The 23,379-nt window shown below is 71.4% G+C and carries 19 protein-coding genes; 14 read left to right on the top strand and 5 right to left on the bottom strand.

Annotated elements, in window-relative coordinates; translation table 11 throughout:
- Positions 1 to 154: 154 nt before the first annotated feature.
- The 9 genes from HYQ63_RS33875 to HYQ63_RS33835 are packed head-to-tail and all read left to right on the top strand — an operon-like array spanning position 155 to position 7,975.
- Positions 155 to 961: a 2-amino-3,7-dideoxy-D-threo-hept-6-ulosonate synthase gene (locus HYQ63_RS33875; protein ID WP_179937577.1), complete on the top strand. Its 807-nt coding sequence runs from the start codon at positions 155 to 157 to the stop codon at positions 959 to 961.
- The gene (locus HYQ63_RS33870; RefSeq protein WP_179937576.1) at positions 958 to 1,998 is read left to right on the top strand and encodes a 3-dehydroquinate synthase II; all 1,041 of its coding nucleotides are present in this window, start codon (positions 958 to 960) and stop codon (positions 1,996 to 1,998) included. Before HYQ63_RS33875 ends, HYQ63_RS33870 begins: the two co-directional genes overlap by 4 nt.
- Entirely contained in the window at positions 1,998 to 3,392 is a 1,395-nt protein-coding gene (locus HYQ63_RS33865) for a class I adenylate-forming enzyme family protein (protein WP_218929595.1), read from the top strand. Before HYQ63_RS33870 ends, HYQ63_RS33865 begins: the two co-directional genes overlap by 1 nt.
- A gap of 55 nt (positions 3,393 to 3,447) precedes the next feature.
- A complete protein-coding gene (locus HYQ63_RS33860; protein WP_009713973.1) occupies positions 3,448 to 3,720 on the top strand; it encodes an acyl carrier protein in 273 nt (90 codons plus the stop codon).
- On the top strand, positions 3,717 to 3,989 hold the full coding sequence (locus tag HYQ63_RS33855; protein ID WP_179937575.1) for a phosphopantetheine-binding protein: 273 nt from the start codon (positions 3,717 to 3,719) through the stop codon (positions 3,987 to 3,989). Before HYQ63_RS33860 ends, HYQ63_RS33855 begins: the two co-directional genes overlap by 4 nt.
- A complete protein-coding gene (locus HYQ63_RS33850; RefSeq protein ID WP_179937574.1) occupies positions 3,986 to 5,188 on the top strand; it encodes a beta-ketoacyl synthase in 1,203 nt (400 codons plus the stop codon). Before HYQ63_RS33855 ends, HYQ63_RS33850 begins: the two co-directional genes overlap by 4 nt.
- Positions 5,185 to 5,784: a hypothetical protein gene (locus HYQ63_RS33845; protein ID WP_179937573.1), complete on the top strand. Its 600-nt coding sequence runs from the start codon at positions 5,185 to 5,187 to the stop codon at positions 5,782 to 5,784. The genes HYQ63_RS33850 and HYQ63_RS33845 overlap by 4 nt, the downstream gene beginning before the upstream one ends.
- Positions 5,781 to 7,490 carry a class I adenylate-forming enzyme family protein gene (locus HYQ63_RS33840; RefSeq protein ID WP_179937572.1) on the top strand — a complete coding sequence of 570 codons (1,710 nt, stop codon included), beginning with the start codon at positions 5,781 to 5,783 and terminating at the stop codon, positions 7,488 to 7,490. Before HYQ63_RS33845 ends, HYQ63_RS33840 begins: the two co-directional genes overlap by 4 nt.
- Positions 7,487 to 7,975 carry a hypothetical protein gene (locus HYQ63_RS33835; RefSeq protein WP_218929594.1) on the top strand — a complete coding sequence of 163 codons (489 nt, stop codon included), beginning with the start codon at positions 7,487 to 7,489 and terminating at the stop codon, positions 7,973 to 7,975. Before HYQ63_RS33840 ends, HYQ63_RS33835 begins: the two co-directional genes overlap by 4 nt.
- 69 nt (positions 7,976 to 8,044) lie before the next feature.
- On the opposite strand, the gene HYQ63_RS33830 is transcribed toward HYQ63_RS33835, so the two are convergent.
- From HYQ63_RS33830 to HYQ63_RS33815, 4 genes are all read right to left on the bottom strand, one after another.
- A complete protein-coding gene (locus HYQ63_RS33830) occupies positions 8,045 to 9,268 on the bottom strand; it encodes an ROK family protein (protein ID WP_179937571.1) in 1,224 nt (407 codons plus the stop codon).
- A 124-nt stretch (positions 9,269 to 9,392) separates the two neighbouring features.
- Complete coding sequence (locus tag HYQ63_RS33825; RefSeq protein ID WP_218929593.1) at positions 9,393 to 10,385, bottom strand: Rieske 2Fe-2S domain-containing protein; 993 nt, start codon at positions 10,383 to 10,385, stop codon at positions 9,393 to 9,395.
- Positions 10,386 to 10,478: 93 nt separating this feature from the next.
- On the bottom strand, positions 10,479 to 11,957 hold the full coding sequence (locus tag HYQ63_RS33820) for an aminotransferase class I/II-fold pyridoxal phosphate-dependent enzyme (RefSeq protein WP_179937570.1): 1,479 nt from the start codon (positions 11,955 to 11,957) through the stop codon (positions 10,479 to 10,481).
- 55 nt (positions 11,958 to 12,012) lie between these two features.
- On the bottom strand, positions 12,013 to 12,615 hold the full coding sequence (locus HYQ63_RS33815) for a TetR/AcrR family transcriptional regulator (protein ID WP_179937569.1): 603 nt from the start codon (positions 12,613 to 12,615) through the stop codon (positions 12,013 to 12,015).
- A gap of 79 nt (positions 12,616 to 12,694) precedes the next feature.
- Between HYQ63_RS33815 and HYQ63_RS33810 the strand changes: the two genes are divergently transcribed.
- Positions 12,695 to 13,069 carry a DUF1330 domain-containing protein gene (locus tag HYQ63_RS33810; RefSeq protein ID WP_179937568.1) on the top strand — a complete coding sequence of 125 codons (375 nt, stop codon included), beginning with the start codon at positions 12,695 to 12,697 and terminating at the stop codon, positions 13,067 to 13,069.
- The gene (locus HYQ63_RS33805; RefSeq protein ID WP_179937567.1) at positions 13,069 to 13,836 is read left to right on the top strand and encodes an alpha/beta hydrolase; all 768 of its coding nucleotides are present in this window, start codon (positions 13,069 to 13,071) and stop codon (positions 13,834 to 13,836) included. The genes HYQ63_RS33810 and HYQ63_RS33805 overlap by 1 nt, the downstream gene beginning before the upstream one ends.
- A 17-nt stretch (positions 13,837 to 13,853) precedes the next feature.
- On the opposite strand, the gene HYQ63_RS33800 is transcribed toward HYQ63_RS33805, so the two are convergent.
- Complete coding sequence (locus tag HYQ63_RS33800; protein WP_179937566.1) at positions 13,854 to 14,201, bottom strand: AQJ64_40280 family protein; 348 nt, start codon at positions 14,199 to 14,201, stop codon at positions 13,854 to 13,856.
- 187 nt (positions 14,202 to 14,388) lie between these two features.
- Between HYQ63_RS33800 and HYQ63_RS33795 the strand changes: the two genes are divergently transcribed.
- The 3 genes from HYQ63_RS33795 (at position 14,389) to HYQ63_RS33785 (ending at position 23,379) form a co-directional block, all read left to right on the top strand.
- Positions 14,389 to 15,702: a family 43 glycosylhydrolase gene (locus HYQ63_RS33795; protein WP_179937565.1), complete on the top strand. Its 1,314-nt coding sequence runs from the start codon at positions 14,389 to 14,391 to the stop codon at positions 15,700 to 15,702.
- Positions 15,699 to 16,697 carry a DMT family transporter gene (locus HYQ63_RS33790; protein WP_257232310.1) on the top strand — a complete coding sequence of 333 codons (999 nt, stop codon included), beginning with the start codon at positions 15,699 to 15,701 and terminating at the stop codon, positions 16,695 to 16,697. Before HYQ63_RS33795 ends, HYQ63_RS33790 begins: the two co-directional genes overlap by 4 nt.
- 175 nt (positions 16,698 to 16,872) lie before the next feature.
- Entirely contained in the window at positions 16,873 to 23,379 is a 6,507-nt protein-coding gene (locus tag HYQ63_RS33785; RefSeq protein ID WP_179937564.1) for a hypothetical protein, read from the top strand.

The raw sequence follows: 23,379 nt of genomic DNA, 5'->3' as shown, positions 1-23,379 counted from the left end.
GGCCAGCCTGCCACAGGAGTCTCAGAGGTTTCTCAGAGCCGCATAACCGCGGAGTGATGGAGATTCGATATCTGCTCGCCTTCGCACGGGCGTGCCATTCTGACCCGGCAATCCCGAAGCACCGTCCACCCGTTGGAAGAGGTGTTCCCGGCACATGACCGATTTGGGTAAATCACTACGGATGCGGAGGCTCTCCGCCGTGGGGGACGGGAGACATCTCTTCGTCCCGCTCGACCACAGTGTGTCCGACGGGCCGGTGGTGCCCCAGGCCCGCTGGAACGGGCTGCTGAGCGCGCTGGTGGACGGCGGCGCGGACGCGATCGTCGTCCACAAGGGCCGGGCGCGCACGATCGCACCGGGCATCCTGCGCCACTGCGCGCTGGTGGTGCACTTGAGCGCCGGAACCATGTACGCGGCCGACGCCGACGCCAAGGTGCTCGTCGGCGAGGTGGAAGAGGCCGTACGGCTGGGCGCGGACGCGGTGAGCGTGCACGTGAACCTCGGCTCGGACACCGAACACCGGCAGCTCACCGACCTCGGAACCGTCGCCGCCGCGTGCGACACATGGAACATGCCGCTCCTCGCGATGATCTATCCGAGGGGCCCGCGGATCGCCGATCCGCACGACCCGGCGCTGCTCGCCCACGCCGTCAACATCGCCGCGGACCTGGGCGCCGACCTGGTGAAGACGTCGGTCGCGCTGCCGGTGGACCGGATGGCCGAGGTGGTGGACAGCAGCCCGCTGCCGGTCCTCGCCGCGGGCGGCCCGCCCGACGGTTCGGACCTGATCAGCCACGCGACCTCGTTGATGCTCGCCGGCTGCCGGGGCCTCGCCGTCGGCCGCCGGATCTTCACCTCGCCCTCCCCCGCCTCCCTGGTGTTACGGCTCGCGGCCGTCGTCCACGCCGCCGACGCCGGAACGGCCCCCCATCCCCCGACGATTGCGACAGGTGCCGCATGAAGTTCGCCTGGATCGACCTCAGAACCGTTCCGCAGGACAAGCTGGAGTCCGTCGTGGACGCCGCCATCCACACCCGGATGCAGGGCGTGCTCAGCGACGACGAATCCGTGCTCAAGGCGCTGCCGCCGACCGTCACCGGCGTCACCACCACCCCGGTGACCGACGAGAAGCAGCTGCACGGCCTCGACGCCGACACCGCGGGCTGGGTCGACGTCCACGACGAACCGTCGCTGCGGCTGGCGTGCGCCGCCGCCGTCGCGCTGCCCTTCACCGTGGTCCGCTTCGCCGACCCGACGAAGATCCCGCTGGAGATCGTGCTCGCCGCCGCGGACCGTGCCGAGGGCAAGCTGATCACGGTCTGCGCGGACCTCGAAGAGGCCGCCACCGTCCTCGACGTGCTGGAACGCGGCTCGGACGGCGTGCTGTTGGCCCCCTCGAACGCGGGTGAGGTGTTCGCGCTGGCCCGGCTGCTGGAGGCCGGTACGGCACCGCTGGACCTGACCACGCTGACCGTCGACGGCATCGAGCACCACGGCCTCGGCGACCGGGTGTGCGTGGACACGTGCAGCCACTTCGCCGAGGACGAGGGCATCCTCGTCGGCTCGTACTCGACCGGTTTCATCCTGTGCTGTAGCGAGACCCACCCGCTGCCGTACATGCCGACCCGCCCCTTCCGGGTCAACGCGGGCGCCCTCCACTCCTATGTACTCGGCCCGGACAACCGCACCAACTACCTCAGCGAGCTGCGCGCGGGGGGCACCACGCTGGCCGTGAACGCCGAGGGCCGGACCCGCCCCGTCCTGATCGGCCGCGCCAAGCTGGAGTCCCGGCCGCTGCTGACCATCACCGCGCACTCCCCCGAGGGCACCGTGGTGAGCCTGACCGTCCAGGACGACTGGCACGTACGGGTGCTCGGGCCCGGCGCGAAGGTCCACAACGTCACCGAGCTGCGGCCCGGCGACGAACTGCTCGGCTATCTGGCCACCGACCAGCGCCATGTGGGCTTCCCCATCGGCGAGTTCTGTAGGGAACAGTGATGAGCGTCGCTATCGATATGCGCACGCTCGTCGAGACGCTGTTCGACGCCCACCCCGGCGACCTGCCCTACCTCGTGCACGGCGACCACCCGGTGAGCCGCGCCGAGGTACGCGCCGCCGCGGCCACCGAGGCGGACGTCTTCGCCGAGTACGGCATCGGCGAGGGCACCACGGTGATGCTCCGGATACCGCCGAGCTTCACCCAGATCGAGGTGCTGCTCGCGCTGTGGCGGCTGGGCGCCCAGGTGATGCTGATCGACCACCGGCTCAAACCGTCCGAAGTGGAAGCCCTGCGGGCCCTGTGCCATCCGCAGTTCCTGGTCAGCGCGGGTACGGCGGACCGCGCACCGCTGCGGTTCGAGCCCCGGTACGAGGTGGTCACCTCCCGGTTCCCGGACGGCCGGACCGCGGCGACCGACCACCGGCTGGTGCAGTTCAGCTCGGGCTCCACCGGGCTGCCCAAGGTGATCGGGCGGACTCCGGCCTCCCTGGCGGCCGAGATCGAACGGTTCACCCGGATCGACGGCATGCCGACCCTCAGCGAGCGGGTGCTGCTGCTCAGCTCCACCGCGCACAGCTTCGGGCTGATCGCCGGGGTGCTGCACTCGCTCACCGCGGGCGTCGCGGCCGTGTTCGCCCGCCGGGTGTCGGCCAAGGACATCCTCGCCGCCGCCGGGCGCCACGACGTCCACGCGATATTCGGCACCCCCTTTCACTACGAACTGCTCAGTACAGCAAGGGAGTTGCCTCCTCTCCCCGCCCTGCGCGCGGCGGTGTCCGGCGGCGAGATCATGCCCCCGGAGACGGCCGCGCGGTTCGCCGACCGGTACGGCATCGGAGTCGGCGAATCGTACGGAACCACCGAGACGGGCGTCATCGCGATGGAGGTCAGCGGCGCCTCGCGGCCCACGGTCGGGCGGGCGGCCCCCGGTGTGCGGCTGCGCATCCACGACGGCGAGCTGGACGTCCGGCTGCCGGACGGCTCCCCGTATCTGCACGCCTCCGGTGGCGGCCGGTACGCCGACGGCTGGCTGCACACCCGCGACCGGGCCGAGCTGGATGCCACCGGCGGCGTGCGACTGCTGGGCCGCGGCGACTCGCTCGTCGTCATCGGCGGCCTCAAGGTCGACCTGACCGAGGTGGAGGACGTCCTGCGCCACCACCCCGGGGTCAGCGGGGCCGTCGTCGTCCACGCCGGGGCCACCGAGGCGTACGTGTCCACCGAACCGGACGGGCCCTCGGCCGGGGAGCTGCTGCGCTGGTGCCGGGACCGGCTGGCCGACTACAAGGTGCCGCGCGTCATCCAGGTCCTCCCTGACCTGCCCCGCACCTCCAACGGCAAGCTCATCCGGCGCCGCGACGCCCTGCTCGCGCGCTCCTCCCCCGCCCGTTGACCACGTTTGTCCATCCGGCCCGCTGCCATTCGCTGCCACAGAAGGGTTTCGCACCATGCAGACGACGTTGGAGAAGGAGATCCGTCAGTTCGTGCTCAGCACGATCAGCGACGACATGAACCACCCGCTCGACGCGGACACCATCACCGACGACAGCCCCCTGGGCACCGGTGGCATCGACATCGACTCGCTGAGCCTGATCGAGCTGGTCCTGCGGATCGAGCGCCGGTTCGGCGTGAAGTTCCCGGACACCGATTTCGAACCGGTCGGCGCGATGAACCTCGGCGATCTGGTCGACGACGTCATCAAGCGGGGCGCCACGGCATGACCGCGGAATCCGAGGCCCGAACGCTCATCACCGTTGACGTGGTACGGGAGCTGCTGTCCGACCCCAAGATCTTCGCCGCGCTGCCGGACGCACTGGACGACGACGCCGACCTGGCGCTGGACTCGCTCGGCCTGGTGTGGTTCCTGCACCAGCTGGAGCTGCGTTACGGCGTGGAGATCGAACCGGCCGAGGCGTTTCTCGCCGAGTTCACCTCGGTACGGCGGATCACCGACTACTTGAACGACCATCATGTGGCGGACCGTCCATGAGCCATGAGGTGCTGCTGACGGGCTTCGGCGTACGCACGGCCTTCGGCACCGGGGCGGACGCTCTGCGGGACGGCGTGTTCGACGGAAGGCCCGCGTTCGCGCCGATCACACGGTTCGACCCCGGCCCATACCGTACGGACTTGGCCGCGGCGAGCGGCGGTGCCGTCCCGCTGCACGAGGTGCTGGCCGAGGTGGCGGGGGCGGCGGTCGGGATGGCCGGACTGCGGCCGGGCACGGAGGCAACCGTCCTGGTGGGCACCGCGGGCGACTTCACGAGCCTGACCCACTTCTGGCGCACCACGGCATCGGGCGACGGCGCGGCGCCCCCCGACGGCGCCGGGTTCCCCGACTCCCCCGGCGGCGCCGCGCAAGACCTGCCCGACCGCGCCGTCGAGACCGTGCCCGCGTGGCAGGCCGAGGCGCTCGCCGATGCGCTCGGGGTGCGTGGGCCCCGGTTGGCGTTCACCAACGCGTGCGTCGCCTCCGCCACCGCCATCGCGCACGGCTGCCAGCTCATCGCCTCCGGCCGGGCCGACATCGTGATCTGCGCGGGGGCGTACCTGGTGGAGGAGGAGAACCTGGCCAAGTTCGGCTCCGGGTTCGCCCTGTCCCGCGACGGCATGGTGCGGCCGTTCTGCGCCGACCGCAGCGGGCTGCTGCTCGGCGACGGGGCCGCCGCCGTCGTCCTCGAGTCGGCCGAGAGCGCCCGGCGCAGGGACGCGCGGGTGCTCGGGGCGCTGACCGGGTGGGGCGCCGCGTCCGACGCGCACCACATCGCGCGGCCGCACCCCGACGGCACCGGGCTGGTCACCGCCGCGCGGCGGGCGCTGCGGCGGGCGGGCGGTCCGCGCATCGACTACGTCAACGCGCACGGCACCGCGACCAAGTCCAACGACCCCGCCGAGACGCGCGGACTGCACACGCTCTTCGGCGCGGACGCGCCCCACGTGCCGGTCAGCTCGACCAAGAGCACGACGGGACATCTGCTGGAGGCGTCCGGAGTGGTGGAACTCGTGATCACCCTGCTCGCGCTGCGGGACGGCGTCCTGCCGCCCACCGCCGGATCCACCGAACCGGACCCGGCCTGCGACCTCGACTACGTACCGAATCGCCCCCACAAGGCCGACATCCGGCGGGCACTCACCGTCAACGCCGCCTTCGGCGGTGCCAACACCGCGCTGATCCTGGAGCGGGCATGATCGCCGCGATGTCCGGGCCGGAGGCCGCTCCGCCCGTCGCCGGTTTCGTGGAGTCCGCCTTCAATCCGCTCGTGCACCAGGCCGTCGAGCGTTGTCTGAGCGCCCACCCCGGCGACGGCTCCCGGACCGCGATGGTCCTGGCCAGCACGATGGGCGATGCCACCACCCTCGACCTCGGCAGCCGTCGGCTCGTCTCCGGGCAGGTGCACAATCCGCTGCTGTTCATGCAGAGCACCGCCAACGCGATCCTCGGCCAGCTCAGCCGGGACTTCGCCATCACCGGGCCGCTGCTCTGCCTGTCCACCGTGGCGGACCTGGCCGGGGAGCTGCTGGCGACGGCCGAACTCCTGCTGGAGGACGAGGAGTTGGACCGCGTCGTGCTCGTCGGCGTCGAGCTGGCCGGGGCCGAGCGCACCACGGCCGCGTACCGCCGGCTGCGCGGCATCGGCCCGCCCGCCGCCGACCGAGCCGTGGCCCTCGTGCTCGACCGCAACGACCCGCACCCCCGTCCCCCGTCCGACACCCCCTCCACCGAGCACGGCACCCTCCGCGGCCTGGTCGAGCTGGCCGCCCGAATCCAAGGAACCAACCCATGATCACCAAGGAAGAACGCGCGCAGATCAGCGAGGACGCCGCCTTGGGTGCCGGAAACGTGATCCACCGGCTGAAGGCGTACGGCAGACCGCTCGACGAGCAGGTGCTGTGGACCGACACCATCTGGCAGGCTCCGGACGGTGGCCACCCCGAGGTGCTGACCCTGGGTGAGCTGCACGACGTCGTCGCCAGCTACGCGGCCTGGTACCACGCACACGGCGTGCGGCCGCGCGATCCGGTCGCGATCCAGACGTACTCCAGCACCGAGTTCGCCATCAACTTCCTCGCGCTCACCTCCCTCGGCGCGATCCCGTCCTTCGTCAACGGCAACCTCCGCCCCGAGATCGCCCGCGAATACGTGCGCCGCCAGGGCGCGGTGGGCGCCCTCACCGATCGGGCACACCACCCGGTCCTGGCTCCCCACCAGGCCGAACTGGGCCTCACCTTCTGCGCCACCGCGGCCGACATCCGCGCGGACACGGCCCGCGGCCCGCTCCCGGCGTCGTACCCGTACGCCCACCATCCCACCGATCCGATCATCATCTCCCACTCCTCGGGCACCACCGGCATGCCGAAGGCCGTCCCGCACACGCACGAGACCCTGCTGTACGCGCAACTGCACCGGCTGAAGCTGTCGGTGGGCTCCGCGATGGGCAGGCTGCTGGTCGCGATGCCCGGCTCGCACAACGCGTCCATCTCGGTCATGCTGTTCGGCTTCCTGCTGCGCTCGCCCGTCCTGCTGCTGTCCAGCCAGCGCGGTGTCGACGTCCTGGACGCGATGGAGTCGTTCCGCCCCACCACGGTGTTCGCGTTCGCCGGAACGTACGGGGAGATGGCGGCGCAGGATCTCGCCGCGCGCGATCTGTCCAGCGTCGAGGCCTGGTACAACACCGGCGACGCGGCGCACGAGGCACACATCAGGGCGCTCATCGCGCAGGGCAGCCACGATACGGTCGGCCGGGACCTCAAGCGCTGCCGCGTCCCCGGCTCCGTGTTCACCGACGGGCTCGGCTCCTCCGAGACCGGCTACTCCCTCTTCCACAACGGACACAAGCCCGGCCGCTCGTCGTTCTCCCGCTGCGTCGGCAAGCCGATGAGCTTCGCCGAGGCCGCGGTGCTCTCCGAGGACGGCACCCCGCTGCCACCCGGCGAGGTGGGCCGCCTCGGCGTACGGTCCCCCACCCTCACCCCCGGCTACTGGAACGACTCGCTGACGTTCCACCGGCTGCGGCTCGGCGGCTACTGGCTCACCGGCGACCTCTCCTACCGGGACGAGGAAGGCAACTTCTACCACCTCGACCGCGCCCCCGACGCCATCCGCACGGCCGCGGGCCTGGTGTTCAGCACCCGCACCGAGGAGTTGCTCCTGCGCGAGCTGCCCGAACTCGACGACTGCACGGTGGTGGCCGTCGCCCCCGAGGGCGTACGCGCCGACTGGGACGGCGACGGCACCGCCGACGCGTACGTCCTGCTCCAGGTGCGCCCGGACGCGGCGGACACGGCCGACGGGGACGACGCGGACCACTGGACCGCCAAGGTCAACCGGGCGCTCACCGCCGAGGGCTTCCCGCCCCTCACCGGAGCGCTCCGGATGGACGCGAACGACGTGGTGAAGGGCGCCACCGGCAAGGTGCTCAAACGGGAGATGCGCGAACGCTTCCGGGCCCGGCTGGCGGGCGGGCGCGCGCTGGGAGAGGCGGGGCGATGACGACTCCCCGCCCCCGGCCCATGGACGTGTACCGCCAGTGGTGGCTGCACGACGCCCGCTGGTACCAGGGCGTGGCGAAGCGCTTCGGCCACGCGGTGGCCAACGAGATCAACGCCGAGGCGCTGCGCTACGTGGCCGTCCAGGTCGGCAAGCGCATCGCCCGCCAGCACGGTGGAAAACCCGCCGCCGACCTCGAAGAACTCCGGCAACGGTACGACGACTGCTCGGAGTGGATGTTCCCGAGCGAACTCCGCGACGGCGGCACCGCCGTGCTCCCGGACGGCGACATCGAGCTGACCATGCGGCAGAACTTCGCCGTGACCATGGTCCGCATGGCCGGTTCGCTGGACGGCTACGACTGCCCGTGCACGGACATCCACGCGGGCTGGTCGGAGGGGCTCGGCGTCGAACTCACCCGCAACTGCGCCACCGCGTGCCTGCGCAACGGCGACCCCGCCTGCCGGTTGCTGATGCGCGTCGGCTGATGCCGTGCCGCGGGCGGCCGAGCCCTTCAGCCGGGCTCGGCCGCCCGCGGCACTACGGGTCGCCCGCGGCTACGGGTCGACGACCATCATCCGGGCGATGCCCTGGGGACTGAAGACCTCCCGGGTGGCGAGGGCGATGGCGCCGTGGATCCCGGCGCTCTCGCCGAGCCGGGGCGTGGTGATGGTCATCTTGCTGGTGGCGAGGGCCAGCGCGCGCCGGTAGACCACGGCGCGCACCCCGGAGAGGAGGTCGTCGCGGAGTTCGCTCAGCGGGCCGCCGATGACCAGCGTGCGCGGGTTGAACATGGCGACCAGCATGGCCGCTATCTCGCCGACGTCGGTGCCCGCCTGGCGCAGGGCGCGCACGGCGTTCGGTTCGTTGTCGGCGACGCGTTCCGCCAGCACGCGCGCGCCGTGCAGCGGGTCCTCGTCGGTCGACTCGGGGATGCCGAGGCCGCGCAGGACGGCCGGGCGGGAGGCCAGCGCGCTGAGGCAGCCGACGTTGCCGCAGGAGCACAGGGCCTCGCCGCCGCCGACGGCCCGGATGTGGCCGACGTCGCCCGCGGCTCCGTCCGCCCCGCGGTACACCCCGCCTCCCGCGGTGACGATCCCGGCCCCCACCCCCGCGGAGATCTTGATGCACACCAGCGGGGTGTCGCCCTGCTCCTGGCCTGCCTCGCCGAGGGCCATGAGATTGGCGTCGTTGTCCACCAGGGCGGGGCACCGGAACCGCTTCCGCAGTTCGTCGGCCACCGGGTAGCCGCCCCAGCCGGGCATCCCGGTCGGCCGCACCGCCCAGCCGCGCTGGAAGTCCACCGGCGCGGGCAGGCCCATCACCACCGCGCGGACCCGACCGGAGTCGCGCCCGCACTGCGCCAGCAGGGCCATCAGACGCTCGGTCACCGTCTCCAGCACGGTCTCCGGCCCGGCATCGATCCGGACGCCCACGGTCTCCTGCGCGAGCACCCGCCCCGTGAGGTCGGCGATCGCGACCTGTGACGCCAGTGTGTCGACGTCCGCCACGGCGACGGTCCCGGACCGCGGGCTGAGCGTCAGCACCCTCGGCGGTCGGCCCCGCACCGATTCGCTCGATTCGAGCTCCTCCAGGATGCCGCGCGCGAGGAGATGGTCGACCTGCTTCCCGACCGTCGTCCGGACCAGACCGCTGCGCCGCGCGATCTCGGCACGGCTGGTCGCCTCGCCCGACACCACGAGGTCCAGCACCCTTCGCAGCCCGACGGGCACGGAGGGCAGGAGGACCGGATCGGTCTGGTAGCCATCGCCCTTATGCACGTCCGTGACCTTAATTGCCGCGTGATTTACCCGACAACCGGCCCTTCTTTCGCACGCGACCCGACGACCGCCCCGCGCCACGTATCGCTCCCCGAGAGGAGGTGTGGGCGGAACTGGACTCCCGTCAGGCGTCGGCCGGATAGAACTGGGCGTACCAACGCCGTAGCGCCCGGATGCCCTTCTCGTGCGGGAGCAGGACGGGGCGCGGCTGGTGGATCTTGTGGTCCCAGATCCGGACCTCCTCCCGCACCTCCCTCAGCGCTTCCGCACGGAAGACCAGCTTGAACACCGGTGCCAGGAAGGGCAGGCGGGCCGGTTTGCGGACGTAGTACAGCATCCGCATCTCGCTCGTACGGTCGTCGATGGGGGTGGTGAGGGCGACGGCGGTGAGCGAGAGGACGGGCCCGAGGACGCGCACCACCATCACGCCCGGCCCGTACATGAACACATCGAAGGTGTTGTTGATGTCCCGGCCGAGAACACGCCGGTGGATCCGGCCACGGACCTCGGCGAAGGGGCCGTCCGGCCGCAGCTCCTGGACCGGGGGTTCGCTCTGGCCGTGGATGAAGTGGAAGTGGGACTCGTCCACGATGTTCTCGCGCATCTCCTGGATGTGGATGCGTGCCCGGCACACGTCGTCGATCGGTGTCGCGAAGTCCCCGGAGGCCGTCTCCGGGATGTCCGGCACCTCCCACGAGGGCGCGGCGGGGCCGTAGTACACGAAGACGAGCCCGCTGTGCTCGCGTACCGGGAACCCCCCGAGGGACACCTTGGGGGTGCGGACCGCGAAGGGGGCGTGCGTACACCGCCCGTCCGCCCCGAACCGCCACCCGTGGAACGGGCACTCCACGGTGCCGCCGACGACCTTCCCCCCGGCGCCCAGGTGCGCGCCGTAATGCGGGCAGTGGGCGTCGCGCACCGCCGCCCGTCCGTCCGCTCCGCGGAAGGCGATGAGGGCACGTCCGAAGTAGTGCAGGCTGACGACCTTCCCCGGCCGCAGCTCGCCGCTGCGGAGCACGGCGTACCAGCCGTGGGGAACGGGCGGCATCGGGTACGCGTCGGCTCGCGGGTCGCGCGGCAGGTCGGCGAGCTTGTCATGGCTGCGGCGTAATGGCATGCGCCGATGCTAGTGCTGTCACCAGGCGAGACCGGCGCCCGGCCGGCGCCCGGCCGGTGGCCGGGCGCCGATGTCCGTCAGGTGGTTCGTGCGTCAGTCGGCGCGCGTCCCCTCGACCAGGACGCGGATGGTGTGCAGGCCGGGGTCGGCCGGATCGGGGAGGTTCATCCCGGCGGCGACGCCCGTGCGCAGATAGTCCAGGACCGGACGCTTCAGCACCTCGCCGGGCAGCACGGCCGGGATGCCCGGCGGGTAGGGGGTGACCATCTCGGCCGCCACCCGGCCCACCGCGCTGTCCAGGGGGACGTCCTCCACGGAGCCGAAGTAGGCGTCCCGTGGCAGATGGGACTGGTCCATCCGCAGCTCGCCCGGGGTCGGCACGGCCACCTCGGGCGCGGGCCGCAACTCGTCCGCGTGGTCGACGAGTTCGCGCAGGGACGCCAGCAGCGCACCGGTGGTCGAGGCGTCGTCCGCGTGGGTCAGCTGGGCGCTGATCCGCCGGTGGTCGGCCAGGTGGGCGTTGACGTCGTGGCGTTCCCGGAGCCAGTCGGCGGCCCGGTAGCCGCTCACCGCGAGTCCGGTGAGGTCGATGACGACGGGGAGCGGATCGATGTCGGCGGCGAGCCCTGGGCCCACGTAATCGTCGTGGCCGTCCACGTGCAGGCCGTCGATGGCTTCGATGTCCGTACGGACCGTATGCGCCCGGCGCAGCGCCGCACCCATCAGTTCCCCGCCGTGCAGCGCCATGTGGCGTCGCCATGCGTCCATGCCCGCGTGGAGGAGAACGTTCGGGCTGGTGGTGCCGAGCAGATCGGCGCGGGACTTCAGGACGGCGGGGTCGATGAGGTCGCCCTGAAGGTGGAACACCGAGCCCTGCTCCAGGCCGCCGCCCATCTTGTGGATGCTGGTCACGCACACGTCGGCGCCCGCGTCCATGGCCCAGCTCGGCAGCCCGGAGCAGAACGGCAGATGCGCTCCCCACGCCTCGTCCACGATCAGGGGGCGCCGTAGCCGGTGGCAGACCTCGGCGATCCTCGCCAGATCCGCGCAGGCACCGTACGGGGTCGGGCTGGTCACCAGGGCGCCCTTGGCCTCCGGGTGGTCCGCGAACGCCCTCGCGAAGTCGTCGGCCGACGGCGGATGGGCGATGTGGCGGGCGGCGTCCCATCGGGGCTCCACCCACACCGGGCGGACCCCGGAGATGATCAAGCCGGAGATCACGGACTTGTGCGCGTCCCGGCCCACCAGCAGCGTTTCGTGAGGCCCGGCGACCGAGAGCATCGCGGCCTTGGCCGAGAGCGAGCTGCCGCAGGTGGAGAAGAAGGTGTGATCGGCGCGCACCGCGTCGGCCATCAGCTCCTCGGCGCGCCGCAGCACCCCGCCCGACTGGAGCCGGTCGTCGAGCCCGCCGAAGGCGAGGACGTCGGCGCGGAACACCTCGTCGCCCAGAACCTTGCGCGCCTCCGGGTCGGCGCCCCTGCCCTGCTTGTGCCCGGGCGGGGTGAACGGGAGGAACCCCCGCTCGTGATACCGAGCCAGGGCCTCCAGGACGGGAGCCTCGGTGTGATCCATGCGCGACGAGTGCCCCGCCATCCGGCAGGAAAACGGCACCGTCGGGCGGGCGGCATCAGCCGCGGGCCAGGGCCCGGCGCCAGTGCTCGGTGACCGAGTGCCGCAGCCGTTCGGTGTCGACGGCCTCGGGATCGAGAAGCCGTTGCAGCCCGATTCCGCGGAGTTGCCCGACGATGGCGATCGCGGCCTCGCCGGGTACGACCTCGGGGCGGATGGTGCCGTCGGCGAGACCGGCGGCCACGTCCTCGCGCAGATCGGCGCGGAACGCCTCGTCCCGCTCACGGAAGATCGGGGCCAGTTCCGACGCCGTGGCGGCCTCGGCCCAGAGCAGCAGAAACGCCCGGTTCCACACGCCCACCCGGCCGAGGGCTCCGATGTATCCGTCGATCAGCCGCAGGAGGCGCTCCAGACCGGGCGGCAGGCCGTCGAGCCCGGGGACGAATCCGGCCTGGGTCGCGTGTGCCAGGCGTTCGAGGAGCGACTGCTTGGACCCGAAGTGGTGGGTGACGAGTCCGCGGCTGTATCCGGCTCGCTCGCTGACGCGCACCAGCGTCAGCGCGCGCACTCCCTGCTCGACGAGGAGTTCGGCGGCGGCGGTGAGCAATGCGGATTCGGCCTGGTCACGGCGCTGCTGCTGGGTACGGCGGGTGGTCGTCATGGAAAAGAATCTACAACAAACTTGTCAGCCGACCAACAAGTACGCAAGGATCACGGCGTCGACCAACTGGAGGTTTCCGATGATCGAGATTGACGAGCGCGCCGTGGATGCTCTGCTGGCCGAGGATCCGGGTGGTTCCGTGGTGATGCTGAACCTGCTGCGGTTCCATCCGGACGGCGGCCGCGAGAGCTACCAGCGCTACGCCGAGGCGCTCGGCCCGGTGATCAACGCGCGGTACGGGGTGCAGGTGGATTACCTGGGAGACGGCGGGCGGGCACTGGTCGCCGAGGACGGGCAAGCCTGGGACATGGTGGCCCTGGTCCGCTACCCGAGCCGACAGGCGTTCGCCGACATGCTCCGTGACCCCGAATACCAGGCGGTGTCCCATTTCCGCAGCGAGGCGCTGGTGGAATCGGTCTTGCAGCCGACCGTACCGCTGGGCGGACTGACCTGATGCCCGTTGTCTTCGTGCACGGCAACCCCGAGACGGCGGCGGTCTGGGACCGGCTGCTCCCCGAGCTGGAGCGCGCCGGTGCGGCACGCCCGCGTCTGGTGTGCCTGTCCCCGCCCGGGTTCGGCGCACCGCTACCGGCCGGGTTCGGCGCGACCGTCGCCGACTACCGCGACTGGCTGATCGGCGAGCTGACCCGCTTCGCCGAACCCGTCGACCTGGTGGGACACGACTGGGGCGGCGGGCACGTCCTGAACGCGGTGATGAGCCGCCCGGACCTCGTACGCAGCTGGGTCAGCGACTCCATCGGGATCTACGAACCCGACTACGTCTGGCACGAGTTGGCCCGGCGGTGGCAGACGCCGGGCGCCGGAGAAGCCGATGTGACCGCACGGTTCGGCGCGCCCCTCGGCGAACGGGTCGCGACACTCGTCGACCGGGGGATGCACGAGGCGGTGGCCGGACAGGTCGCCCGGGGCCAGGACGAGGCGATGGGCCGGGCCGTGCTCGCGCTCTACACCTCCGCCGCGCAACCGGCGATGGCCGAGCTGGGCCGGGACCTGGAACGGGCGTCGCAACGACCGGGACTCACCCTGCTCGCCACCGAGGACCACGCGGTCGGAACCGTCGAGCAGCGCCGCCGCGCCGCTCGCCGCGCCGGCGCCGGGGTCGAGACCCTCGACGGGCTCGGCCACTGGTGGATGACACACGATCCCGCCCGCGGCGCCCGCGTCCTCACCCGCTTCTGGACCTCGCTGGACCACGCGTAGGAGCGGCGACCTCCGCCTCACCCCATGGCGTCCCTGACGGCGGTCCGCGCGTCCTCCCCCAGCACGTGGTGCACGGTCATGCCCGGCAGGGCGGGCAACTCTGCCCAGTGGGTGACGGGTTCGGCGCAGGGGCGGCCATGGGGCAGGCGGACGACGCGGTCGGAATCGACAAAGCAATCGCGGTACTCGGTGCCGTCCTCGGCGATGTGGCGGGTGGTGAAGTACATCGGCAGCACCAGCCAGAAGTCCTCCCCCGCCGCCTGCCCCGGCTCGGGCGGATAGCGCCCCGACGTCGCCGCCGCCACGGGCACACCGCTCCTCGGCAACCTCTCGCGCGCGTCCACCCACTCCACCACCGCGTCCATGCCCGCCCTCCCCGGCTCCGGCGCTCCGTCAGACGACCATTCTCGCCCAGCAGTGCGCGCCGCGGTGGAGGAAGCGGGCTACGAACTCGCTGCCCCCGAGGGGCGTCTGTTCACCGTCGGAGCGGATCCCTAACGTGGCTTCCCAGGCAGGGCGCCGGTGTCCTGCACGACCGGGAAGGACGCACTGATGGCCAGCTCCGAGCACGGATTACACCTCGACCGGCGGTTCTTCCTGGCCGGTGCCGCAGGCGCCTTGGGCGCGGCGGCGCTGCCCGGGGCCGCCGCGCAGGCGGCGCCTCCGCGGCGGGGAGGGCGGTATCCGGCGAACTGGCCCGATCCCGAGCCGTATGGGCTCGCGGACACTCGGCTGGACCTGTGGCCGCGGGAGGACAACTCCTTCGTCCTCCCGCTCGAGTTGCGCCCCCGCGACCAGGAGGACGGCCGGGTCTGGATACGGGACACCTACGTCAACTGCTTCGTCGTCGACGGCCGTCCGCTCTACGTCGCCACCGGCACCACGCGCGCGGCCGGGCTCGATGCGGCCGGGCCGTGGAACGACGGCATCTTCGTGTGGGTGGCCCGGTCGCTGCGGGGGCCGTGGAGGCTGGTCGACACGACCGGCGTCCGGCCCGGGGCCGAGCGGGGGAAGGTGTGGTCGCCGGAGTTCGCCGGCGAGAACCGGCCCGGCCGCACGGTCGTCGCCCCGTGGCAGGAGTACTGGCACGACGCCCGGTTCGGCAAGCGCGGCGAGGCCTGGGCGCCGGAGGTGCACCACGTCCGCGGCACGTGGTACATCGTCGCGTGCATGGGCGACCACTCCCGGAAGGTGGGCTCGTTCCTGCTGGTGAGCGAGGGCGGCGTCGAGGGCCCGTACCGGCTGGTCGAGGGCAATCTCGACAAGCCCTTCGGCGACCTCGCCCCCGGCGGGCCGGACTTCATCGAGCCCGGCGCGTACCACCACATCGACGGCAGCCTCTACGCCGAGGGCGACGACGCGTGGCTGGTGCTGCACAACGACCTGTACGCGAAGTTCCGGGACGACATGGAGGACATCGTCCCGACGACGAACCTCCCGAGGTTCCGGCAGACGCCGTACTCCCCCGAGCCGTATCTCGAAGGCGCGTACGTGTTCAAGCACGGGGGCCGGTACTACCTCCTCCACGCCGCCTGGAACCGCACCTCGGACAACCCCGACGGCACCACACGCCACGCCTACGACCCGCCCGGCCCCGGCCGCGAGCAGTACCAGTACGACGCGATCGTCGCGGTCTCGGACCGCTTCGAGGGCCCGTACTCCCCGCGCTGGACAGCGGGCGTCGGCGCGGGCCACAACAACGTCTTCGCGGACCACCACGGCGACCTGTGGGCCACCTTCTTCCGCAACCCGGCCTCCGGCTACTGGTCCGCGCCATCGCGCGTGGCCGACGCCGCCGTGCCGGGTGTCGTACGGCTGGAATGGACCGGTCCGACGGGCAACCGCCTGTACGTCCAGCGCCGATGACGCCCCGCACGACGCCGCTCGTCGGGCTGTCGGCCGCGCTGGTCGCGACGGCCTTGTGGGGGTTCACCTTCCTGGGCCCGGCCGCCGTCGCCCCGGTGAACATCTACTTCCTCGTACTGGGCCGGTACGCGGTCTTCGGGCTCATGTCGGTGGCCGTGCTGGCGACCCGGCGGGGCAGACTCCGCGCCCTCGGTGTCCGCGGCGTCCTCACCGCGATGCACCTGGGCGTCGTGGGCTACATCGGCTTCTATCTCCTGCTGTCGATGTCCGCGTCCGTCGGCGGCGGTGTTCTCGCCTCGACCATGACGGGCCTGATCCCCCTCATGGTCTCGCTGATCTCCAACGCCATCGAGAAGGTCTTCCCGTGGCACCGATGCCTCCTGCCCATCGGGGTCATCTCCGTCGGACTGTTCCTGGTGAACGGCGGCGTCGACGCCTTCCGGGCGGAGGACGACGGACAACTCACCGCCGCCGGGCTCGGGTTCGCCGCTTGCCTGGCGTGGTCCTACTTCGTCATCGCCAACCGGATCACCATGAGGCGGCGGGCCTCCGTCCTCGACAACAGCACCTGGACGGCCTGCATCGGCATCGGAGCCTTCGGCGGGTCGCTGACCCTGCTCCCCCTGGCCGCCTCCTCCGGAGGGACGTCCCCCTTCGCCGACCCGGGCACGCTGGGGGCGTTCCTGTCCTGGTGCGCGGCGTTCGCGGTGCTGGGCTCCTGGTGCGCCACCTGGTTCTGGAACATCGCCTCCCAGTGGCTGCCGTCGACGGTGATGGGGCCGATCATCGGGATGGAGGCGGTGTTCGGGGCGTTCTTCTACCTGCTCTGGGAGCAGCGCATGCCCGCGCCCTACGAGTTCTGGGGCGCGGCGCTGGTCGTCGGCGGCGTATTCGTCAGCTTCTCGGTCTTCGAGGCGAGGCGGAGGAGTCCCCGAAGCCGCGGCGATCGACCATGCTGCGGCTCCCGGCCGGGCACGTCTCGCCTGCGACGGTGAACCAGCTCGATTCACGACGGGAGCGCGGGCTCCCTGGCGAGAGACCGACCGCTGCCCTGCCACAGCACCGACCGACCTTCTTGGCAATTGTGGTCCTGGAAGGGACCCCTTCCGGTATATAACTGGCATCAGAATCGCCGTCTGGTCATCGACGGCGGGTGTGGCTGGGGGGCCAATGACGTATGCAAGGAATCCCTGGCGCCGGGAGCGCGCCCACCGCAAGCCCAGCGGGGCTGAAGACGCCGCCCTCGCGGACTTCCCCGTGCCGCGCGACCTGCTGCGCCGCCACGACCTGAGGAAAGTCGGCGATGAGCTCGCCCGCCGGATCACCCCCGAACAAGCCCGCCATCTCGAGGCCGTGTCGGAGATGCAGAACTCCGCGACGGTCGTGGCGAGCGTCCCCACCGATGTGGCCCATTGCCACCCCGTCGAAGCCTTCCCGCAGTCCTCGACCAGTCCGTCCAGTGCCGCCCCTGCCGGGTCGGCTGCGGCGAGCTATCCGGGTATCCGGGCCCTGAGGTTGCTGCTCAGCGATCCCGCTCTGTCGTCCCTGCCTGCCGTCGCCGCTCTGCTGACGGGAGGAGACGCGGCGCTCGCGCTGCTCCGCGGCGCGGAGAGGGGGCCACAGGCGATGCGAAGCGTCCGGGAATTCGCGAAATCGTGCATCTGGCGGGATCTGGCCATGGCGGCCGGGCAGCCGAACTGCCCCTACGGCGCCTTGGCGCTGGGGCTGCTCCGCGGAGACCACGCCGCGCTCCCGGCCTCCGTCGCCGACGCGCTGAACGCGGCGTGGAAGGAAATGATCGTGTCTTTTCCCGAGCTCCCGGCGGAGCCGATCGGATGGAGCGCGCTGGACTCCCTCGTCGCACCTCTGGGAAACCACTCCCCGCGCAATGGCCAAACCGGCACTGACCCTGTGGGTGAGGAACTCGACGAACCGACTCCGGCGGATTCCCCGGCGTCCGAGCCTCAGGCCCCGGAGACCACGGGCCGTCTTCTCGAACGCCTGGCCGCGTTGGTCGGTCCCGCGGCCCTCGCTGCGGAGCGGGCCGCGACCGCTCTGCACGAGAACAGGTACCCACTGCCGACCGACTTGGCCATGGTCGACGAGGCCGCCCGGCTCTTCCGCACCGTTGCGAGCGAGTTACGTACGGACCTCCCGCCGGAGGAGTGGAACCTGGCCGCCTTTCATGACACGTGGGAAAGCGCCGAACGGCTGAGTGAGACACGGGCCGAGCTCATCGCGCTGACCGGGCTCACCGGTCCCGCCTGGTGCGAGTCCAAGCTGGAGCACGTGCGCCAGCGGGCCCGCGAGCTGGTCGAGGAGACCGCCTCCACGGAACAGCCGGACGCGGCCGACCTCGTAGCCCTGTCCAACTTCATCCGCCAGTCCGCGGCGGACGATGACGGCGGCCAAGCCGAGACCCAGCGGCTGATGCCGCTGCTGTCCGAACGTCTGCCGGGGACCTGGATTCCGCTTCTGGCCGTCGCGGCCATGCGCCAGCTGACCCTCCCTGCCGTCCGCTCCGCGCAGCCTGCCGAGTCCGACCCACCGGGCCTCTCCGTGCCGGACGACGTCCGGCGGGCCCACGCGCCGATTACCGCGTCCGCAGGACCCGCAGACACTCCCGGATCCACCGATCAGGACCCCATCGCGCTGGATACGGACGTGCACGACGTCGGCGACATCGAGAGCGGGGAATCGGAGGCGGCCCCCGACGACATCGACCTGCTCGACCAGGACATCGCCGCAATCCTGCTCGCCGATACGACGACGACACCTGAGTCGGCGGACACCGCCCCTGTAGATGACTGCCAGCCGACGGGCGAAGGCCCTGCCGCACAAACGGCACCCGCCGAGAAGTCGGGCGGTGCCGGGTCCGGAAGCGGGCAGCCGACCGCACCGCATCAGGACCAGGCAACGAGCGGCTCACCGGACACCGCGGCGCTCGCCGACGAGCCCACCGCGCAAGACGATGCGCAGGAGCCCCCCGCCGAGCGGAGCGGCGTCAGCACGCCTGAATCCCGGACCGCCGAGGACGGTGTGGCGCTCCGGACCTCCGATCCGTCCGCAGAGACCACCGCTGCCTCGGACCGGACGAACGCCGGGCCTCCCACCCCCGCGGAACCGATCGTTGGCACGGCACAGGACCGCAGCGATGCGGCCGGCCCGGAGGCCGCCGCTCTCCGCGCCGGGCGCTTCGCGTTGGCCGCCTGGATCCGCCGGGCATCGGGTGACACAAGCGCCGCGGTGCAGGTCCGGGAGGCCGCGGCCCTCGCAAGCCACCTCAACAGCGCGACCGGCGACATCGCCCACCGCTGCCAGGTGCTGCTGGACGGGCTGACCCCGGACCGCTTCGCCGACGACCGGGCCGGTGCCATTCTGACCTGGGCGGTCGCCATCCGGGTGGGCCTCATCGCGCCGAGTGCCCAGATCACCGCCTTGATCCGCGACCTGTCCCCGTACGCGGCACGGGGACGCCGGTCTGTCATCGAGCTCTCCGAGGTGCTGGCCGAGGCCGTGCAGCAGGGCACCTTCATCGTGCCCGAGATACTCGGGACCGTCCGGGATGAGGCCGAGGCCGAGGAGCAGCGGCGGACGGCGGCACAGCAGGCCGAGGAGATCTTCCACTCCGGGCCACAGCGCAAGATCCGCTACCAGCTTGCCACCGAAGTCTGGCACCACCTCGTCGGCGCTGGTGGAGTCGTCGGTGCCCTCTGCGCCCGCGTCGCGCGGGACGACCCCGCCGAGCTGGCCGAGGTCCGCCAAGAGGTCGCCCGGCTGCGTTCCACCGACGCGGTGGAACGGGAGATCGACCAGGCCACCCGGCACGTCGCCAAGGGACGCAAGCGGGTGGACTACGGCGCCCGAGAAAAACTGCGCTCCCTGATCGGCGAAGCCGTCACGGTGGCGGCCACCTGGGCCGACCTGACCGGACGCCTGCACCTGAAGGAGGGCTACCAGGACAGCAACGCGTGGCTGGTCCGGCGGATCAACGAGCTGCGCGGCAACGTCCAGCGGTTCCGCGAGCCGGTCCGGGAGGATCTTCTGCGGACCGGTTCGGTCGGCGGTGATCCCCTGGAGGCAGCCGCCGCCGAGGCCGCGCAGCTCGTCCTACAGAGTGCGTTCAACCTGTTGGACGGTCAGCCACAACCGGTCACCAGCGACATCGTCGATGTCGTGCTCCGCGGTGACCTTCTCCTGCTGAGCAACCTCTCGGTCCGCCGACGGTCGTTGGAGCCGCTGGTCCCTGTTGACGCCACGTTCCTGCCCGCGCTCGCCGAGCTCGCAAAGACACGCCCCGACTACGCCACGGCCTTCGAAGCGCGCGCACAGTACGGCGACCACGTGGGCACCGGCGAGATCATCCGTGTCGTACGGGTCGACGACCCTCGTCTGGCCCAGGAACTGCGGGCCCGCCGCGAACACCACATCAAGACCCGGCGCGAGAAGATGCGCGGGCAACTCCGCGCGCTGTCCGACCGCATCGACTCCGGGCTGCGCAACGGCCTGCTCCAGTCCAACGACTGGTCGGTACTGACGGCGCGCTACCGCGACCTGGACGACCCGGACCGCTACGACTTCAACCGGATCCCCGAGGAGGCCGCGGCGCTCGCCGCCGATCTTGAGACCCACTGCGAGCGGGCGCGCCGGGACCTCCGCGAACGACTCGACAAGGCGACGGCCAACCCCCACGTCGCCGAGGTCGCGGACCGCATCAGCGCGCGCATCGCGGCCGACGACCTGACCACGGCCGACGAGTTCCTCGCCCAGGCGGAAGCCGGGAAGGAACTGCCTCCCGACGATGACGATCCCATCGGCATCGAGAGCTTCTTCCCCGCCGTGCCGGACGCCGTCAGCCGGTATCTGGGTCCCGCCGGCTCCCAGGCCGCCGGAGTAACCGACCTCATCATCCAGGTGCGCAAGACCCTGGAGTCCGCCCACAGCAAGGTTCCCGATCAACTCGCCGGTGTCATGGCGGTGCTGGGGGACCGGGGCCGTCTCAGCGCGGACCGGCTGGCCATCACCCGCAAGGCCCTCGGCCAGCTGAGGAACCTCACGCAGGGACATCGCTTCGGCACCCGCGCCGACTCCACCCATCTCGACAACATCCGGCAGGTGTTCAACGCCCTGGGCGTCGAGTCCGGCACCGTACGGCCCATCCATGACGCGGAGAACGGCGCCGGCCGGCTGTGGATTCGGCTGTCCGACCTGCGGCTCCAGGGCGAGCCGGTGCTGCCGCAGTTCGGAAGCCTCGTGAGCCCCACCGGCCGGACGCTGCGCGTGCTGCTGGTGTGGAACGCCTCCGAGCCCAGCCAACTGCTCGACTACACCAGGTACTGCCCCGCCGAGGAAACGGTCATCGTGCTGTACCTCGGTGTCCTCCAGCCGCAGCAGTGGCGGGAGTTGGCACAGACCGCCCGCCGCCGACGCAGCGTCGTCGCGGTCCTGGACATCGCCGCGCTGCTCCACCTCCTGCTACGCCAGGTGCCGGACATCGGTCTGCTCACCGGGATCCTCGCGCCGTTCACGTCCGCCGACCCGTACACCCCGAAGGCGGCCGGGGACGTGCCGGAGGAAATGTTCTTCGGCCGGGGCAAGGAACTCGACGAGGTGCTCGACCGGCACGGATCCTGCTTCGTCTACGGCGGACGGCAGCTGGGCAAGTCGGCGCTCCTGCGTGCGGCACTGCGCCGGGTCCGGGCCACCGCCCCGAACCGGCTGGTCATCCTGGAGAGCATCTACTCCGTCGGCAAGCAGCCGGGATCCTCCGATCAGCTGTGGAACGTGCTGTGGCCCAAGCTCGCCGACGCCGGAGTACTGAGCGGCCAGCCACCGATGAGGGATGTCGGTGAGGCGGTGCACCGGGGCATCCTCGCCTGGGTCAATGCGGGTGACTCCCGTCAGCTGCTCATCCTGCTGGATGAGGCGGACGACTTCCTGCGCTTCGACGCGGAGGAGCGGTCCTTCGCCAATGTGCACATCATCCGCAAGATCATGGAGGACACAGGGCGCCGCGCGAAGGTGGTGTTCGCCGGCCTGCACAGCACTGTGCGCTTCGAGAAGCTGCCCAATCAGCCGCTCGCGCACTTCGGAGCACCCCTGTCCATCGGCCCTCTGAAGCCTCGCGACGCCTATCGGCTGCTCACCCGGCCGCTGGGGGCGCTGGGGTACACCTTCCCGGACAGCTCCGTGCCCGCCCGTGTCCTCGCCCTGGCCAACAACGCCCCGGCGCTCGTCCAGCTGTTCGCCACCGCCTTGCTGGAGCGGATGCGTTCGGCCACCGTCGCACCGGCCGCGCCGCCGTCCGTCATCACCCGGGCCGACATAGACGCGGTCTGGGAGGACCGCAAGCTCATGTCGGACTTCCGCGAGCGGTTCCTGTGGACGCTCAACCTGGACAACCGCTACCGGGTCATCGCCTACTGCATCGCCCGCATGGCGCTCAACGACGGCGCGGCGGCATCGGCGACCGGCCGAGAGCTGATGGAGACGTGTCGCGGCAGATGGCCGGAGGGGTTCAGCGAGTGCAGCGGAGAGGAGTTCGCCGGTCTGCTCGGTGAGTGCGTCGAACTCGGTGTACTCGGCACTGACGGCAATCGGTTCCGGCTGCGCACCCCCAATCTGCTCAGACTGCTGGGCACCCGGGAGCAGATCGAGGAGGAACTCGATCAGGCATCGGAGCACCTCCAGCTTCCGCGCCGCTTCGAGGGCACGTCCTACCGGGCGCCGTACGGTGGCCGTCCTTCGGAGCGGTCGCCGCTGACGACCGGGCAGATCGGTCGGCTCTTCCGGCCGGCCAACGGCTGCTTCATCGTCACCGGCTCCGAAGCCGTCCAGGTCAGCCGGGTGCCTCGAGCCCTGGAAGAGGCCCATAAGGACGGCGCCGCGGTCCGGCAGGTGCAGCGGGTCGACTGCTCCACGGCGGAACTGTCCAAGGCGCTGCTCAAACCGGCCGGGGTGGGCCACCGGGTCATGGTGGTCAACCTCCTCGACGCGGCTCCCGAGCAGGCCCGGGAGATGGTGGCGCTCGCCAGGGAGCGTGTCGGCGTACCCCAGGGAACGCGGGAGGACGACACCCGGGCCGTGGTCCTGGTGACCGGCCCGCAGCAGAGCTTCCTGTGGGCCGGTGAACCGGGGGACCACACGGAGATCGTCTCGGTGCACCGGTTCGACCCGGCCGGCATCCGGCTGTGGATGTGGGACGCGGAGCTGCCGTTCCAGGAGCCCCGGCTCCAGGCCGAGCTGCTGCAACGCACCGGAGCGTGGCCCTACCTGGTCCACCAGGTCATCGAGTGCTACGTCTCCCGCGAGGCCAAGGACCGCGACGACGCCTATGCCCGCATGGAAGCCGCGCTGGCGCAGGCCCCTGAAGCGATGCTCGCGCGCTGCGGGCTGCGGGCCAACCGCTCGCTGAGCGCCGCCTGGCGCCAGCTGGTCGCGCTGGGAGAGAAGGAGGGACAGGACCCCGACCTCTTCTGCGAGTTGCTCCCGATGTCCGAGGACCCGGACTTGGACCCCGAAGTCCTGCGGAGCGACGGCTACGGTTCCCTGCGCGACGTGGTCGAGGTGCTTCGCCTCCTCGGCGCGCTCGTGGAGGACGCTTCCGGTCTGCTGATGACGGAGCCCCTGCTGACCAGACTGGAACAGGCCTGCTCCAGTACGGCGCAGCCGCAGTGA

Source organism: Streptomyces sp. Rer75 (assembly GCF_013414305.1).
GTDB lineage: Bacteria > Actinomycetota > Actinomycetes > Streptomycetales > Streptomycetaceae > Streptomyces > Streptomyces himastatinicus.
The sequence above is the reverse complement of the archived record's forward strand: the minus strand, read 5'-3'. Positions and strand labels throughout refer to the sequence as shown.

What these genes read in the sequence shown, in the direction of transcription:
- HYQ63_RS33875 (WP_179937577.1), top strand. Translation starts at nt 155, where the DNA reads ATGACCGATTTGGGTAAATCACTACGGATGCGGAGGCTCTCCGCCGTG.
- HYQ63_RS33870 (WP_179937576.1), top strand. Translation starts at nt 958, where the DNA reads ATGAAGTTCGCCTGGATCGACCTCAGAACCGTTCCGCAGGACAAGCTG.
- HYQ63_RS33865 (WP_218929595.1), top strand. Translation starts at nt 1,998, where the DNA reads ATGAGCGTCGCTATCGATATGCGCACGCTCGTCGAGACGCTGTTCGAC.
- HYQ63_RS33860 (WP_009713973.1), top strand. Translation starts at nt 3,448, where the DNA reads ATGCAGACGACGTTGGAGAAGGAGATCCGTCAGTTCGTGCTCAGCACG.
- HYQ63_RS33855 (WP_179937575.1), top strand. Translation starts at nt 3,717, where the DNA reads ATGACCGCGGAATCCGAGGCCCGAACGCTCATCACCGTTGACGTGGTA.
- HYQ63_RS33850 (WP_179937574.1), top strand. Translation starts at nt 3,986, where the DNA reads ATGAGCCATGAGGTGCTGCTGACGGGCTTCGGCGTACGCACGGCCTTC.
- HYQ63_RS33845 (WP_179937573.1), top strand. Translation starts at nt 5,185, where the DNA reads ATGATCGCCGCGATGTCCGGGCCGGAGGCCGCTCCGCCCGTCGCCGGT.
- HYQ63_RS33840 (WP_179937572.1), top strand. Translation starts at nt 5,781, where the DNA reads ATGATCACCAAGGAAGAACGCGCGCAGATCAGCGAGGACGCCGCCTTG.
- HYQ63_RS33835 (WP_218929594.1), top strand. Translation starts at nt 7,487, where the DNA reads ATGACGACTCCCCGCCCCCGGCCCATGGACGTGTACCGCCAGTGGTGG.
- HYQ63_RS33825 (WP_218929593.1), bottom strand. Translation starts at nt 10,385, where the DNA reads ATGCCATTACGCCGCAGCCATGACAAGCTCGCCGACCTGCCGCGCGAC.
- HYQ63_RS33820 (WP_179937570.1), bottom strand. Translation starts at nt 11,957, where the DNA reads ATGGATCACACCGAGGCTCCCGTCCTGGAGGCCCTGGCTCGGTATCAC.
- HYQ63_RS33815 (WP_179937569.1), bottom strand. Translation starts at nt 12,615, where the DNA reads ATGACGACCACCCGCCGTACCCAGCAGCAGCGCCGTGACCAGGCCGAA.
- HYQ63_RS33810 (WP_179937568.1), top strand. Translation starts at nt 12,695, where the DNA reads ATGATCGAGATTGACGAGCGCGCCGTGGATGCTCTGCTGGCCGAGGAT.
- HYQ63_RS33805 (WP_179937567.1), top strand. Translation starts at nt 13,069, where the DNA reads ATGCCCGTTGTCTTCGTGCACGGCAACCCCGAGACGGCGGCGGTCTGG.
- HYQ63_RS33800 (WP_179937566.1), bottom strand. Translation starts at nt 14,201, where the DNA reads ATGGACGCGGTGGTGGAGTGGGTGGACGCGCGCGAGAGGTTGCCGAGG.
- HYQ63_RS33795 (WP_179937565.1), top strand. Translation starts at nt 14,389, where the DNA reads ATGGCCAGCTCCGAGCACGGATTACACCTCGACCGGCGGTTCTTCCTG.
- HYQ63_RS33790 (WP_257232310.1), top strand. Translation starts at nt 15,699, where the DNA reads ATGACGCCCCGCACGACGCCGCTCGTCGGGCTGTCGGCCGCGCTGGTC.
- HYQ63_RS33785 (WP_179937564.1), top strand. Translation starts at nt 16,873, where the DNA reads ATGACGTATGCAAGGAATCCCTGGCGCCGGGAGCGCGCCCACCGCAAG.